At 45.9% G+C, this 14,493-nt stretch carries 20 protein-coding genes; 9 read left to right on the top strand and 11 right to left on the bottom strand.

The features are described from left to right. The first annotated feature begins 81 nt into the window (after nucleotides 1-81). Genes fdxA through ICN40_RS04625 form a run of 4 tightly spaced genes read left to right on the top strand, consistent with a single transcriptional unit; the run spans nucleotide 82 to nucleotide 2,812 of the window. Nucleotides 82-405, top strand: coding sequence for a ferredoxin FdxA (gene fdxA / locus ICN40_RS04610; RefSeq protein ID WP_216122099.1), 324 nt, complete (start codon nucleotides 82-84; stop codon nucleotides 403-405). Between the two features lie 20 nt (nucleotides 406-425). Continuing rightward, entirely contained in the window at nucleotides 426-1,472 is a 1,047-nt protein-coding gene (locus ICN40_RS04615) for an NAD(P)/FAD-dependent oxidoreductase (RefSeq protein WP_216242429.1), read from the top strand. A 45-nt stretch (nucleotides 1,473-1,517) separates the two neighbouring features. Continuing rightward, nucleotides 1,518-2,312 (top strand): thymidylate synthase, encoded by a 795-nt coding sequence (locus tag ICN40_RS04620; RefSeq protein WP_216242431.1) that lies wholly within the window; start codon nucleotides 1,518-1,520, stop codon nucleotides 2,310-2,312. An 11-nt stretch (nucleotides 2,313-2,323) separates the two neighbouring features. Further along, nucleotides 2,324-2,812 (top strand): dihydrofolate reductase, encoded by a 489-nt coding sequence (locus tag ICN40_RS04625; RefSeq protein ID WP_216242434.1) that lies wholly within the window; start codon nucleotides 2,324-2,326, stop codon nucleotides 2,810-2,812. Between the two features lie 46 nt (nucleotides 2,813-2,858). On the opposite strand, the gene ICN40_RS04630 is transcribed toward ICN40_RS04625, so the two are convergent. Beyond that, nucleotides 2,859-3,701 (bottom strand): peptidylprolyl isomerase, encoded by an 843-nt coding sequence (locus tag ICN40_RS04630; RefSeq protein WP_237767757.1) that lies wholly within the window; start codon nucleotides 3,699-3,701, stop codon nucleotides 2,859-2,861. Nucleotides 3,702-3,785: 84 nt separating this feature from the next. Here ICN40_RS04630 and ICN40_RS04635 point away from each other — a divergent pair, with 84 nt between their 5' ends. Beyond that, nucleotides 3,786-4,406 carry an SOS response-associated peptidase gene (locus tag ICN40_RS04635; RefSeq protein WP_216242436.1) on the top strand — a complete coding sequence of 207 codons (621 nt, stop codon included), beginning with the start codon at nucleotides 3,786-3,788 and terminating at the stop codon, nucleotides 4,404-4,406. On the opposite strand, the gene ICN40_RS04640 is transcribed toward ICN40_RS04635, so the two are convergent. The 4 genes from ICN40_RS04640 to ICN40_RS04655 form a co-directional block, all read right to left on the bottom strand. Next, on the bottom strand, nucleotides 4,403-4,729 hold the full coding sequence (locus ICN40_RS04640; RefSeq protein WP_255561172.1) for a hypothetical protein: 327 nt from the start codon (nucleotides 4,727-4,729) through the stop codon (nucleotides 4,403-4,405). The two genes, ICN40_RS04635 and ICN40_RS04640, sit on opposite strands and share 4 nt — an antisense overlap. 30 nt (nucleotides 4,730-4,759) lie before the next feature. Then, on the bottom strand, nucleotides 4,760-5,365 hold the full coding sequence (msrQ, locus tag ICN40_RS04645) for a protein-methionine-sulfoxide reductase heme-binding subunit MsrQ (protein WP_216242438.1): 606 nt from the start codon (nucleotides 5,363-5,365) through the stop codon (nucleotides 4,760-4,762). Nucleotides 5,366-5,458: 93 nt separating this feature from the next. Next, nucleotides 5,459-7,690, bottom strand: a complete 2,232-nt coding sequence (locus tag ICN40_RS04650) for a molybdopterin cofactor-binding domain-containing protein (protein ID WP_308281767.1) — start codon at nucleotides 7,688-7,690, stop codon at nucleotides 5,459-5,461. Between the two features lie 10 nt (nucleotides 7,691-7,700). Then, nucleotides 7,701-8,198 carry a (2Fe-2S)-binding protein gene (locus tag ICN40_RS04655; protein WP_216242439.1) on the bottom strand — a complete coding sequence of 166 codons (498 nt, stop codon included), beginning with the start codon at nucleotides 8,196-8,198 and terminating at the stop codon, nucleotides 7,701-7,703. A gap of 142 nt (nucleotides 8,199-8,340) precedes the next feature. Between ICN40_RS04655 and ICN40_RS04660 the strand changes: the two genes are divergently transcribed. Next, nucleotides 8,341-8,556: a hypothetical protein gene (locus tag ICN40_RS04660; RefSeq protein WP_072583161.1), complete on the top strand. Its 216-nt coding sequence runs from the start codon at nucleotides 8,341-8,343 to the stop codon at nucleotides 8,554-8,556. Here ICN40_RS04660 and ICN40_RS04665 read toward each other — a convergent pair whose 3' ends face one another. Together ICN40_RS04665 and ICN40_RS04670 are read right to left on the bottom strand one after the other, a co-directional pair. Next, nucleotides 8,557-8,847, bottom strand: a complete 291-nt coding sequence (locus ICN40_RS04665; RefSeq protein WP_216242440.1) for a 4a-hydroxytetrahydrobiopterin dehydratase — start codon at nucleotides 8,845-8,847, stop codon at nucleotides 8,557-8,559. A 12-nt stretch (nucleotides 8,848-8,859) separates the two neighbouring features. Further along, complete coding sequence (locus ICN40_RS04670) at nucleotides 8,860-9,585, bottom strand: pseudouridine synthase (RefSeq protein ID WP_216242441.1); 726 nt, start codon at nucleotides 9,583-9,585, stop codon at nucleotides 8,860-8,862. A 100-nt stretch (nucleotides 9,586-9,685) separates the two neighbouring features. Here ICN40_RS04670 and ICN40_RS04675 point away from each other — a divergent pair, with 100 nt between their 5' ends. After that, nucleotides 9,686-10,228, top strand: a complete 543-nt coding sequence (locus ICN40_RS04675; protein ID WP_216242442.1) for a DUF2889 domain-containing protein — start codon at nucleotides 9,686-9,688, stop codon at nucleotides 10,226-10,228. Here ICN40_RS04675 and ICN40_RS04680 read toward each other — a convergent pair. Beyond that, entirely contained in the window at nucleotides 10,225-10,995 is a 771-nt protein-coding gene (locus ICN40_RS04680) for an SDR family oxidoreductase (protein WP_216242443.1), read from the bottom strand. The two genes, ICN40_RS04675 and ICN40_RS04680, sit on opposite strands and share 4 nt — an antisense overlap. A 119-nt stretch (nucleotides 10,996-11,114) precedes the next feature. On the opposite strand from ICN40_RS04680, the gene ICN40_RS04685 reads away from it, so the two are divergent. Beyond that, nucleotides 11,115-11,408, top strand: coding sequence for a hypothetical protein (locus tag ICN40_RS04685; protein WP_216242444.1), 294 nt, complete (start codon nucleotides 11,115-11,117; stop codon nucleotides 11,406-11,408). A 7-nt stretch (nucleotides 11,409-11,415) separates the two neighbouring features. Next, a complete protein-coding gene (locus tag ICN40_RS04690; RefSeq protein WP_216242447.1) occupies nucleotides 11,416-11,856 on the top strand; it encodes a hypothetical protein in 441 nt (146 codons plus the stop codon). A 19-nt stretch (nucleotides 11,857-11,875) separates the two neighbouring features. Here ICN40_RS04690 and ICN40_RS04695 read toward each other — a convergent pair whose 3' ends face one another. The 3 genes from ICN40_RS04695 to msrP are packed head-to-tail and all read right to left on the bottom strand — an operon-like array spanning nucleotide 11,876 to nucleotide 14,343. Beyond that, nucleotides 11,876-12,799, bottom strand: coding sequence for an MBL fold metallo-hydrolase (locus ICN40_RS04695; RefSeq protein WP_216242449.1), 924 nt, complete (start codon nucleotides 12,797-12,799; stop codon nucleotides 11,876-11,878). Between the two features lie 18 nt (nucleotides 12,800-12,817). Further along, nucleotides 12,818-13,378: a lipocalin family protein gene (locus tag ICN40_RS04700; RefSeq protein WP_216242451.1), complete on the bottom strand. Its 561-nt coding sequence runs from the start codon at nucleotides 13,376-13,378 to the stop codon at nucleotides 12,818-12,820. Nucleotides 13,379-13,380: 2 nt separating this feature from the next. Then, entirely contained in the window at nucleotides 13,381-14,343 is a 963-nt protein-coding gene (msrP, locus tag ICN40_RS04705; RefSeq protein WP_216242453.1) for a protein-methionine-sulfoxide reductase catalytic subunit MsrP, read from the bottom strand. Nucleotides 14,344-14,493: the final 150 nt, after the last annotated feature.

Here is a 14,493-nt window from a genome sequence, read left to right on the forward strand (position 1 = left end):
TGAAAAATAGGCTATTTCAGCTAAAATTGAGGTTTTATAACTAAGCACCCGGCTTTTTGGGGCTCTTGAAACAAAACCACCATGACTTACGTTGTTACCGAAGCCTGTATCCGTTGCAAATACACCGACTGCGTTGATGTTTGCCCAGTTGACTGCTTTCGCGAAGGTCCTAATTTTTTAGTGATTGATCCAGATGAATGCATCGATTGCGCAGTTTGCGTTCCAGAGTGTCCTGTTAACGCTATTTACGCTGAAGATGATGTCCCTGGTGACCAACAGGCATTCATCAAACTCAATGCTGAACTTTCCCCTTCTTGGACTTCGATTACTAAGTCCAAAGCAGCTCTTCCGGATGCCGAAGAATGGAAAGATGTTAAAAACAAACTTGATCAGCTAGTAAAGTAATTTTCTAGCCAAAGAAATTGGTGTCGAATAAACCTATAGAAACCGATGCTGTCATCATTGGAGCCGGTCCTGTGGGTCTCTTTCAGGTTTTTGAATTAGGCCTCTTAGAAATTAAAGCGCATGTGATTGATTCACTCCTAGAGGTTGGTGGTCAATGCATTGAGTTATACCCAGATAAACCCATCTACGATATTCCTGCGATACCAGTCTGTACTGGTCGCGAACTCACCAACAATTTACTAAAGCAAATTGCACCCTTTGGCGCTCAATTTCATTTGGGTCAAGAGGTTACCAAGGTTGAACCCCAAGCCGATGGCCGCTTTCTCATTAGCACCTCGCAAGACAATCACTTTCTAAGTAGATCTGTATTCATTGCTGGTGGTGTTGGGGCCTTTCAGCCACGTACCATCAACCTTGAGGGCATTGATGCCTTTGTGGACAAACAACTCTTCTATCACGTTAAAAATCCCGAGCAATTTGCGAGGAAAAGAATTGTGATTTGTGGTGGTGGAGATGCGGCTTTAGATTGGGCAATTCATTTTTCTGAAATTGCGGCTAGCGTTACCTTAATTCATCGTCGTGATGACTTCAAGGCTACGCCAAAATCGATTGCTAGAATGCGCGAACTTTGCGCTAACAAACAGCTGCACCTTCTCATCGGACAAGTGACCGGCTTCGAAGCAAAAGAGGGTCGTCTCACTGAAATAGTCTTCACCAACATTGGTGGCGAATCTAGACATATTCCCCTAGATGATCTTTTGGTATTTTATGGACTCTCTCCTAAGTTAGGCCCGATCGCCGAATGGGGTCTAAATATCGATCGCAAACAAATCTGCGTTGATACCGAGAAATTTCAAACCAGTACTCCTGGGATTTACGCTGTTGGCGATATCAATGTCTACCCCGGTAAGAAAAAATTGATCCTGTCTGGATTTCATGAGGCAGCTCTTGCCGCCTTTGCTGCGGCAGCATACCTAAACCCCGAAAAACAGATTCAACTCCAGTACACAACCACCTCCCCCAAGCTTCACAAAGCCTTGGGGGTGAAGTCATCCACATTCGAGTAAGCTATCCTTAATTCGTTAATACATAACCACTTTTAGCCAATCTATATGCATCAATATCACGATCTCATGAAAGAAGTTCTCGCCAAAGGGGTTCAAAAGTCCGACAGGACTGGAACTGGCACAGTCTCCGTATTTGGGCACCAGATGCGATTTAACTTGGCCGATGGCTTCCCCATGGTGACCACCAAAAAGCTTCACCTGAAGTCAATCATTTATGAATTACTCTGGTTCCTCAAGGGCAGCACAAACAATAACTGGTTGAAAGAGCGCGGCGTATCGATTTGGAATGAATGGGCAGCACCCGATGGTGATTTAGGCCCCATCTATGGCTATCAGTGGCGTTCATGGCCTGCGCCGAATGGTCAGCATATCGATCAAATCTCAGAAGTAGTGGAGACCATTAAAAAGAATCCAGACTCGCGTCGCATTATTGTTTCCGCATGGAACGTAGCGGATATTCCTCGCATGGCTTTAGCACCTTGTCACGCCTTCTTTCAGTTTTATGTGGCCGATGGCAAGTTGTCATGCCAGCTCTACCAACGTAGTGCGGATATCTTCTTGGGCGTGCCCTTTAATATTGCCAGCTATGCATTGCTAACGCATATGATGGCGCAACAATGCAACCTGGAAGTGGGTGACTTTGTTTGGACGGGTGGTGACTGTCATTTATATAGTAACCATCTAGAACAAGTGGAACTTCAGTTATCGAGGAACTTCTTCCCCTTACCTAAGCTTAATATTTTGCGCAAGCCTGATTCAATCTTTGATTATGAGTTTGAAGACTTCGAAATCGTCGGCTATGAATCTCATCCTCACATTAAAGCTCCTGTAGCCATTTAAGAATCCTACTTATGACTCAACCTGCTATTTCTATGATTGTTGCGCGCTCAAGCAATCACGTCATTGGCCGCGACAATCAAATGCCTTGGAAGATCTCGGCTGATTTGCAGTTCTTTAAGCGCGTGACCATGGGGCACCCTGTGATCATGGGTCGTAAGACCTGGGAATCCATTGGACGCCCACTTCCTGGACGTCGCAACATCGTAGTAAGCCGCAATGCAAGTTATCAAGCTACTGGCGGCGAATTAGTCGGATCACTCGATGAAGCTTTAAAAAGCTTAAGTGAGTTCTCACGTGTTTTTGTCATTGGCGGTGAGCAACTCTTCACGCAGGCCTTTCCGAAAGCAGATCGACTCTATATTACTGAGATCGATATGGATATTGAGGGTGGCGATACCTTTTTTGAAGTTCCCAATGAATCGGATTGGAAAGAAGTAGAGCGCACCCCTGGATCCGAAGGTGATGTTAACTTTAGCTTCATTACACTAGAACGGAAATAAAAAAGGACTCCTTGGAGTCCTTCTTCACATTAAAGCATTGCCGCTTTTACTGAACCACAATCTTTGCATCTTTTGCAATCTGGCCCAAGAATTCGTACTGCTTTCTTTGTGTCATGCCGGCAAGAATACCCGCCTTAGCTTGCTCGAATGTTGGTGGCTTGCTTGATTTCTTATCTTCCAGCTTAATTAAATACCAACCTTGTTGCATCTGAATTGGCGCTGGTGAAACCTGGCCCTTAGAAAGGGTTGCCAATACAGAAGCTAATTGTGGAGCCACTTGACCAGGCTGAACCCAGCCCACTGCACCGCCCTGTACTTTGTTTGGGGCCAATGAAACACTCTTGGCAACCTTATCAAATGGCTCGCCTTTCTTAATACGTGCCAAGGCAGCTTGAGCATCGGCTTCGCTAGCTACTGCAAGATCACTCACTTTATATTCGGCAATCATGCCCTGAGGGCCCAAGGAGGCAATCTCCTTGTTGTATTCAGCCTGAACATCTGCTTCGGTGATTGGATTTTTAGCCATATAAGTTGACAGCTCTAAATCTGCCAAATAATTTTGACGAATCATCATCAGTTGTGTATTGGCTTTTTCTGAGTTTGCTAAACCATCTTTTTCTGCTTGTTGTGAAAGCAGTAGTACTTCAATGTATTTCTCGATCACCACTTTGCGTAACTCTGGAGAATCTTTTTGCCCTTGTGAAAGCGCCACTTTAATTCCCTGCTCCACCATATCATTAGTAATAATGATTCCATTAACAGAGGCTGCAGCATTAATGGGTAAACCACTCTGCTGGGCATAAGCACCGCCAACAAGTGCACCGGTCAACAAGCCTGCAGCGATTAAACGAACGATCATTGGATTCAAAACAGAGACAAAAGGTTTCATAAGGAAGATATCTTTCTAAAATTTAGCCTCAATACTACCAGCAGGCATGGGGTCAACAGCAATAAGGCGCAGTAAAATAGCTTTATGTGTGTTCAATATCTCACTACCGTAAATGTTGATTGGGTAAAAACCCACTTTGACCTCGAATTACCCATATCAATGGCTCATGATGTATTCCCAAGCTATCCGGGACCCATCATCCTCAAAAGTCATAATACTGACCGTACCGCAATCGGTTTAGCACGCTTTGGCCTTTTACCATCCCGGGCTAAAGAAGAAACCTTCGGCAGAAAAACTTATAACGCGAGAATTGAAACGGTAGCTGAAAAACCCTCTTACAAGTTTGCCTGGACCAGGCGACATTACGCCTTAGCCTTGGCGGATACTTTTTATGAGCCTTGTTATGAATCTGGAAAAGCAGTTCGAACTGCTATCAAGCAAGCCAATTACGAACCAATGGCAATTGCCTCTATCTGGGATACCTGGACTGAGCCCGAAACTGGTGAACTGATCGTTTCATTTTCCATGCTCACTATCGATGCTAGTAATCACCCAGTAATGCAACGAATGCATAAGGCCGAAGATGAGAAACGTACTGTGGTTCCCTTGCGACCTGAACTTTTTAAAGCATGGCTAAATGCCACACCAGAGGAAGCGCAAGCGCTATTGCAAATAGACTCTATTCCTGAGCTAACGCTAGCCTAGAAAGTAATGACTGATTTCGTGGCTCGATTGGGGTCGACTGATTGCGTTTCTGGTGTCTCAGCCTCTTCTTCACCCTGTGGTTGATTGTAAAATTTCGCATCCAATGCACGCTCTTTAGCTATACGAGCATCTTCTGCTCTTGGATCGACCGGGCCAAATGGCCCCTCTACCGGCGACAGAGCTTGCTTATTAAAGCCCTGGATCTGCTGGGGGGTATATGGGGAAAAAGTATCAGACCCAGGGGGCTGGGGAGGGGTTTGAGAACAAGCCAAAACACCCATCAATAACAGAACTGAACTTAACCTCGAGAAGAATGTATTCATAAGGCCCATTGTATGGCAGCAGTCATTACTTCATCCAAGCGAATTACTTCGGTAACTCTGGAGAACATTTCTGACTGCTGGGATACGGCACATCAGCAATAGAAAAATAACTGCCCCATAAATCGAGACTGTTCCCAAATCATTTTTACCTGCCTTGTGCCACCAATAGTGAACTATTGCAGTACATGCGATTAAGTACACAAGCTTGTGCAATAAAGTCCAACGCCTGCCAAGCTGACGAACTGCCCAACGATTTGATGTCGCCGCCAATGGGACAAGTAATACCAAGGTTAGAAAGCCCATCGTAATGAAGGGGCGCTTTACAACATCACTCCACATGGATTGAATATTTAAATTCTGATCCAACCAAAACCAAATCGAAAAGTGGATGCAGGCGTAGAAGAAACAAAAAAGCCCCAGCATACGACGCAACTTTACCCAAACAGTCAATCCCGTCATCAAGCGTAAAGGGGTCATCGCCAGCGTAATACACAGAAAAACCAATGCCCAAGTACCAGTGGATCGGGTAATAAATTCAATTGGGTTAGCACCTAGGCCCTCGTGGTCGCCAAGCCAAACTAAACGGGCTAGCGGTAGTAAAGAAAGCAAGAAGGCCGATGTCTTAATCAAATTCATAAGCCATATTAAACGACCCCAGCGATTCAGAATCAATGGGGTCGTTTAATCAATTGCCGTGCGTTTCGTGCTTAATCTGAACTTAAGCTAGGACTAAGCCAAACTCAGCCCTTCCTTGCTCAGCGGGAAATTTCGAACCGGTCTACCTATCGCAGCAGAAATGGCATTCGCAACAGCGGGACCAACTACACAGATTGTTGGCTCACCTACTCCACCCCAAAAATCAAAACTAGGGACCAAGACTGTTTCGATCCTTGGCGTAGCTGATAATTTCAACAGCGGGTAAGTATCCAGATTCTGCTGTTTGATGCGGCCATTTTCTACAGAGATTTCCGGCAAGAAGATTGCGCCTAATGCCATCGCTACAGAGCCTTCAATTTGCTCCCGGGTTAAGTAGGGATTGACGACATGCCCCGAATTTAAGGCAAATACCAAGCGTGTAACCTTCACCACATTATTCTGCACTGTCACTTCAGCAACGCATGCAGAGTAACTGGCATAGCCCATGAACTGAGCAACGCCTCGATAGGTCCCTACTGGCAATGGTTTATCCCAATCCGCTTTTTTGGCAGCAGCATTCAGTACACCCAAATGCTTTGGATGACTTTGCATGAGGGCCTGCCTAAATTTTACAGAATCCTTACCTGCCGCCTTGGCACACTCATCCATAAAGCATTCCATGAAGATGCCATTTTGGTTCGTGTTCACGCCGCGCCATGGGCCAACTGGCACATGGGTATTCTTCATCACATACTCGGTTAAGAGCGTCGGGAAGGTATAGCCAAGTTGCGCATCAGGACCCTTCTCATAAAAGCCTTGGAGCTGACGTTCATCTTTACCATTTTTAATGGCCTGAGGTGCTAATGTGGCATTAATCGACTGACCTGCGACCTTGATGTGCATACCAGTGACATTGCCAGAGCCGTCAATACCAGCAGTCATCTTTGCCATCGCTATCGGATGGTAGTAATCATGTGTCATGTCTTCTTCACGACTCCAAATGACTTTGACCGGGACCCCTGGAAACTTTTTCGCCACCTTGGCGGCTAAGGTTGTGAAGTCTTGCATGGATCCACGACGACCCAACCCACAACCCGAATCCAATTTATACACTTCACAATTTGCGAGTGGTAAGCCAGTAGCTTCAGATAAAGCTGCGTGAGAACCCTCACCATTTTGAGTAGGTACCCATGCCTCAGCACGATCACCCGTGATTTTGACAGTGGCATTCATAGGCTCCATCGTGACGTGAGCACGATAAGGCGTGTAATAGATGGCTTCGACTTTTTTGGCAGCGCTATTAATAGCTGCAGGTGCATCACCTTCTTTGCGTTGCCAAAAGTCGCCTTCCTCATCCAAGCCATCACGCAACATTTTATTAATGCCATCTTGGGAGACGCTGGCCGCTTTACCCTCATCCCAAACAATAGGCAACGCATTAAGCGCTGTATTTGCATGCCACCAGGTATCAGCAACTACCGCTATAGTGCTGTCATCAATCTTAACCACACCCTTTACACCACGCATCTCTTTAATTTTGGCTTCGTCATAACTTACCAATTTGCCACCAAATACAGGGCAGGCCTTCACAGAAGCACACAACATTCCAGGGAGCTGTAAATCGACTCCGTAAACCTTAGATCCATTCACTTTATTAGCAGTATCTAAACGCGCATAAGGCTGGCCGGCGACCTTCCATTCTCTAGGATCCCGCAGGGCAATCGACTTTGGATCAGGCGGAGTTAAGGCAGATGCTAGCTCAGCTACTTTGCCGTAGGTCGTTTTGCGACCCGTTGCTTTATGAGTGATCACACCCTTGTCTACTGTCAACTCTGCAACAGGAACATTCCACTGATTGGCCGCTGCCTGCATCAACATAATGCGAGCCGCTGCTGCGCCACGGCGCACATAGTCCTCAGAGATTCGAATACCGCGGCTACCGCCAGTACCATGCTCACCCCACACGCGTTTACGCGCCAAACTTTGTCCTGGAGTAGCTGACTGAGTTTTTACCTTTTTCCAATTGCACTCTAGCTCTTCAGTAACTAATTGAGCCAGGCCTGTACGTGTTCCTTGACCCATCTCCGAGCGAGCAATTCTGATATAGACGGTATCGTCTGGCTTAATGCTGACCCAAGCATTGACTTCAGCTTCACCTGCTTGCAGCGGTGTATTTGGATCGTATTTCACGCCCGCTTGAGCAAATGTTAAATCAGGCAAGGCGCCTATGCCCAGCATCAGTCCGCCACCCAGGATGGAGCCCTTGATGATGAAATCACGACGGGAGGCGTTTTCTAAATTGAGAGTTAAATTTTTAGTTGTCACGTTCTTTTCCTTAACCACGTGTCGCAGGAGTAGCGTTGTACTGCGCCAAGACATCCACCAATTTCTTTTGTCCAGAAGCAACATGAATTCCATCCCGAATTTTTTGGTACGTTCCACAACGGCATAGATTACCCATGGTATTATCGATATCGGCATCAGTGGGTTTTGGATTTCTCTTTAAGAGAGCGGCAGCTGCCATGATTTGACCTGATTGGCAATAACCGCACTGAGGAACATCGAGTGCAACCCAAGCTTGCTGTACTGGATGTGTATTGTTTTTAGAGAGCGCTTCAATAGTGGTAATTTTGGCTTTACCAACCGCAGATACTGGAATTGAACAAGAGCGAACTGGCTCGCCATTGAGGTAGACAGTGCAAGCTCCGCACTGCGCAATACCGCAGCCATACTTCGTGCCAGTGAGTCCTACCACCTCCCGAATAGCCCACAACAAAGGCATATTTGGCTCCACATCAATATTCTGAACCTGACCATTAATGTCTAATTGCATGTTGTCTCCTATGGTTTTCTTTTAAAAAGACTATAAATCATTCTGGACTTTTTGCGCTCGCACATAAATGTCTCGGTCTAGGGCAAAACCCTATCGAATTGGGCTGTAATTTGCTATCCTGAAAGCTCAATTAAGGATAAATATGACCGAAGAAAACCAAACCCAGAATGATGAAGATTTTGACTATGGGTGCGAGTGCGCAATGACCTTGCTTAACGAGCCAACCGAGGATCGTCTAAATGACTTAATTGATGATCTAGATGAAGACGGGATGATCTCCACCGAAGTAGTCTATGGCTTGCTAGCCACCATCCTCATGAGCATGAATGAGGAAGAACACGAAGGTGAAGAGCACTAATTAGTCGCGCTTCACTTGGGAAGCAAAGGCATCCATTGCCTTTGCCAACTGAATATCTAATGTAGTTAAGGTAGCAGCTGAATGGGTAGTGAGCTTGACTGAAACTGTATTCCAAGAGTTGGACCAATCAGGATGGTGATCTATTTTTTCAGCGTACTGTGCGCATAGCGTCATAAATTCAAAAGCTTGCTGAAAGTCCGCAAAAACAAACTCGCGTGCTATTGCCTTACCCTCAAGCTCTAAAGACCATAAGGAAATTTCTTTTTCTAAATCAAAACCATCAACTATCAAGATAGCCTGCCCTTAGGTGGAAACACTTTGGGAGAGTTGCTTTAAATCTTCCGGATAGAGCCAGCGCCATTCTCCCTCAGCTAAGTCTGTAGGCATTTGGTATGCGCCAATTTCAGTGCGGTGTAATTTGGCAACATGATTTCCAACTGCCGCCATCATGCGCTTTACCTGATGGTAACGTCCCTCAACAATTGTCATCGCTAACACATGATCAGAAATTTGCTTGCATGCTGTGGCATAGCAAGGCTTTGGATCATCATCGAGCACAACGCCACTCATTAAATGATCGATTTGTTTTTGTGTAATAGGCTCTGGTGTGGTGATTTCATAGACCTTACCAATATTTTTCTTCGGGGTTGTCATCTTGTGAATAAACTGACCGTCATCTGAGATCAAGAGCAACCCAGTGGTGTCATAGTCTAGGCGCCCTACGCATTGCAGCCCTCGCTCAACAAAGGGACTAGGTAGTAGGCTATAGACACTGGGATGGTGTGTCGTTTTATGTGAACACTCGTAATTGGCTGGCTTATTAAAAGCAAGGTAAGCTTTCTCGTGATACTCCCAGTCTTTACCCTCTACGTTTAGCATCAAATTTTCTGTAGAAATTCTTTCTTCTGGGTCTTCAGCTAACACGCCATTTACTTTGACCAGCTCGGCATATACCAAATCACTACAATAGCGACGGGTACCAAAGCCTTGGCTAAAAAGAATTTTTTCTAGAGGGATAGGTTTTGCCATATGCTGCAGAGGATACTACAGAGGAGGCCCGCATGAAGTTAGGCCTGCTTGCACTGCAATTCATTATCATTGGATTACCTTAATTAATAGTCCTATCCCCATGCTATCCACCCCAAAATCACGCTCCTTATTACATACTCGAGAAATTACTTTTCAGGGTTACGCACGAGAAGATGGTTTATGGGATATCGAGGGTCATCTCAAGGATTTCAAGACAAACCCCTTCCAAACAAGTGCAAAGACCTGGCAACCAGGCGAAGCCTTTCATGACATGTGGGTTCGAGTCACGCTTGATAAAGAGTTTGTCATTAAGGCAATTGAAGCGGTAATGGATGGACAGCCCCATGCAGAATGCACAGCAGCTATTCCACCGATGGACTCACTGATTGGAGAGCGACTAGGTAAGGGTTGGCGCAAAACGATTGATACCCATCTCGGTGGAATCAAAGGCTGCACGCATTTGCGAGAGCTTCTCTTTAACCTTGCTACTGCAGCTTATCAATCCATTCCGGGGGCATTCTTTGATCCGAATGGCGATAAGCCGCCACTGTACTTGGGCACCTGCAAATCTTGGGACTTTGATGGCCCTGTAGTGATGCGCGTGTATCCCAAGTTTTATCAGTGGAATAAAACTAAAACTTAAAACTCTCCGCGGTGCACATTAAATGCATTAAATGCCTGCTGAACTGGCATCACTTCCAAGACATTAATATTCATATGACTTGGTAGAGTGGCTGACCAATAAATTGCCTCAGCTACATCGTCGGCACTTAAAGCATGAACTCCGGTATAAACTTTCTCCGCCTTGTCGTCGTCGCCCTTAAAGCGAACATTAGAGAACTCTGTGCCAGCGCACATACCAGGCTCTATACAAGTCACTCGCACTGGCGTACCAATCAGATCAGCGCGCAAATTTAAACTAAATTGTTTAACAAATGCTTTGGTGCCCCCATATACATTGCCGCCCGGGTAAGGATAATTTGCGGCAACAGAACCCAAATTAATCACATGACCACATTTACGCTCCACCATACCCGGCAAGAAGGCGCGACTCATATGAACGAGTCCTTTAATGTTGGTATCAATCATTTGATCCCAGTCACTCAAAAATGCTTTGTGGGCTGGCTCCAATCCCAAAGCGAGTCCGGCATTATTCACCAGAACAGTTACCTTTGAAAATTCTGCTGGTAGCGCACTCGCCAGAGAATCGACCTGATCGCTATTGCATACATCAACTACCATGGTGAGAAGTTTTTTCTGCTGCTCAGCAGGCAAAGAGTTCTTTAGAGCCTCTAATCGATCCACTCTTCTGCCAACTGCAACCACCTTGTGGCCATGAGCCAAAAAACGTCGGGCTGTTGCCTCTCCAAATCCAGCGGTTGCACCAGTAACTAATACGGTATGTTCCATGCTTCCCCTTCAAATCTTTAGTAAATAGTGTTTTGTAATTTAATATTAATGCCTATATGGTATTTCTGCGTGCACTCACCTTTTCCTTGCTATGCATTCCTGCCGCTATAGTGTGCGCCATGGAGCAACCCTCTTCCACGCCTATTTTAGGGCTTGTTAATGCATCCCAAGAAAGATCTCAAGATCACATACTGGAGTTCTGGGACTACCATGCTGCCCAGGGATCTGGAAATTATGCTGATACGCTTAAATTACGCTATTACAACCCCTTAAATCTTGGTAGCTGGCATGGCACGATGAGGTTGGATACTGCTTATACCGCCGTCTATGGACCAACACTTGCCGCACAATCTACCGGCACCTACTCACCCAACAATGCAATGCTCACCATTTGGGGTGGTCAAGCTGATTAGTTTGCAAATGTGGAGCAGGATATTAGCCTCGCTCAGCAACACGGGTCAATGGCTAGCAGGGCCTCAGGTAAGCGCCTCCTTTAAACCCGCAGGTGGTGGTCAAAATACTCTTTCGGATATTTCGCCTTTAGCCAGATACATGATGGGCTTCAATCGTAAGGCGCCTACCAGTGCTAGTTTGCCTCCAGCCGATAATCATCTTGAACTTTATCCAACGGTAGGTCTAAACCTGAGCTCTAGCACCCAGCTTCGCTTCTGGGATGAGAATGGCGCTGTATATAACTTAGCAGGTGGGGGCTGGTTTGTACCAATCGACGCCATGGTGACTCAACGCATTAACAAAAATCTTCTCATTGCCATTGGTGGGGCCAAACAAGTTGTGCAGACGTATCAACTCTACAACTGGACCGTCTACGGAAAAATTTCACTGAGCTTTTCAAGCAGGTGATAAAAAAGATTAGTCAAGATCAGCCAAGGTCAATTAAGGTCTCATCCTCTATTTTTGCTGCGCCAGATTTTACCAAGGCCTTAGGTAGCCACTGCGTAAATTCATCTATGTTCATATTGAGCAGTTTTGCTGCGCTCATTAACGCCGGCGTTTTCACAATCCATTCATTCACTTGCGCAAGATCACGACTACGCCACTCTAAAAGACGATATTTCAGCAATACTTTAGCGCCGTGGCGGGCATTACGATCTGGATCAGATGCCAAGAAATCCAATCTTGATCTTGCTGTGGCAAGAGATTTAGAAACATCTACAAAAGGCCCGCCATGCCCAGGAATCACCAGATTGACTGACAAGGTCTCTATTAGATCCAAGGTTTGCGCTACCTCCTCAAAACCCGCCTCTCCCCAGAGCTCCGGGAAAATCACCCCAAAACCCTCTTCCCATAGGGCGTCTGCTGAAATCAAGATGCGATGATCCGCCTGATACAGCATGACAGAGTGTGGATCGTGCCCTGGTGCCGCCAATATCTTCCAAAGATATCTTCCTAGCAATATTTCCTCGCCCGGAACTAATACACCGTGATGCGGAAACTGTGGGCACTCCTGTCCCAAGTTGTCGTAACTTAATAAAGTGCTGTCCCAGTTTTTAACTGCTATCGCTTCAGCAGCTGGAATGTATACCTCGCAATGAAAAGCCTCAACTAAAGCAGCATTGCCGCCACAGTGATCTGAATGCAGGTGGGTATTGACCATCTTATTTAATTTCAGTAGGCGATGCTTTTGCAAAGCATTCTGAACTAAACCAATAGTCAAATTTTGATGAGCACAATATCCCGAGTCCACCAAGGAAACATCACTTTCACCAAAGTGAAAAATATTATTGGCGGAGAGCCAGCCTCTTTCAAAGACTTCAATCCCAGGAGGCAGCAAATGCGTAGTCATAACTGAGTTGCTTTGTACTTACTTTGTAGTTGCTTGAGTAGTTAGCTCTAACTTACGCACATCAAACTGCTGCGTCTGTATGCGCGCCAAGGTATCTTCATAGACTTTTTTGTCTAACTGTGGCGTTCTGGACAGAATCCAAAGATATTCACGGCGAGGGTCACTCACGACAGCCACTTGATACTGAGCATCTAGATCAATCACCCAGTAATCGCCCCATACCAAAGGGATAAAAGCCAACCACGCGGGTGCGAATCGCACTTCAAGCTTGGGGGAGTCTTTTGCCCCAATCTGCCTTGCCGTACCCTCGGCCTCTGATAGATCACCCTCAGCCGTTTTGCAGCTATTAAGCACTTTTAGAGTGCCGTCAGCCCTAGCCGAATAGACTGCCTTGGTATTGCTAGCGCACTTCTTCTGAAACCAATTAGGATATTTAGCAATCTCATACCAAGTACCTAAATAACGCGGTACATCTAGAGAGGGAATCGTCTTTACCGGTGCATCACTTCCCTGCCCATAAGCAGAAAAGTGAAACAACAAAATGCAGGCACTAAAAAGTAATGAGTAAATTTTGCTCATTACTAATAGTACTTCTTCAGATCCATGCCCGTATACATACTAGCTACTTGTTCACCATAGCCATTAAACATTTGGGTTTTAATCTTTGGTGCAAACATTCCCTTGGGGTCACCAATGCGACGCTCAACCGCTTGGCTCCAGCGCGGGTGATCTACCTGAGGATTGACATTGGAATAGAAGCCATACTCACGCGCATCGAACTGATTCCAACTGGTCTTAGGCACCTCTTCTGTAAAGCGAATTTTGACTATCGACTTGGCACTCTTGAAGCCGTATTTCCAGGGCACCACTATCCGGACTGGGGCGCCATTCTGCTTTGGCAAGACTTCACCATATAAACCAAAAGTCAGCAGCGTCAATGGATTCATGGCCTCGTCCATACGCAAGCCTTCACTATAGGGCCAATCAATAATATTGCTCTTCACCCCCGGCATTTGCTTGCGATCAGCTAAGGAAATAAATTCCACATACTTTGCAGACCCCAGTGGCTCTAATTTATTAATGAGCTTAGAGAGCGAGTAACCATCCCAAGGGATGACCATAGACCAACCCTCAACACAGCGCATCCGATAAATTCGCTCTTCCATTGGGGCTAGCTTGAGAAGCGCATCAATATCAAGTGTCATTGGCTTTTTGACCAAGCCCTCAATTGAGATGGTCCAGGGTCTTGTCTGTAAGGTGCCGGCATACGCTGCCGGATCAGCTTTATCAGTACCAAACTCATAAAAGTTGTTGTAGCTGGTGACGTACTTCAGGGCAGTTAAATCATCCTTATTCGCATAGGCGGAATTAAGCGTAGCAGTCAACTTTTCTGGACTGGCAGCAAGCGCTTCTCTAGAGAACCAGGGCGCCAGCGCCATTCCAAAGCCCCCTGCAGCAGCAGTCTTGATAATATTGCGGCGGTTTTCAAATACGGCTTTTGGAGTGATGTCGCCTGCAAGAATGGTTTTATCAGTAAAACGCATGTTGCGCCCCCATGAATGTAACGTAGATTCAAACACGAAGTGCAACACGGTTTAAGGACTGCATAAATACTTCATTGGGGGTTTTAAATCCTAATCGTTTTCTAGGTCGGTTGTTTAAACGGTCTTGGATCATTCTAAGCTCCTTATCGG

The sequence above is a fragment of the Polynucleobacter sp. Fuers-14 genome, assembly GCF_018882045.1.
Taxonomy (GTDB): Bacteria; Pseudomonadota; Gammaproteobacteria; order Burkholderiales; family Burkholderiaceae; genus Polynucleobacter.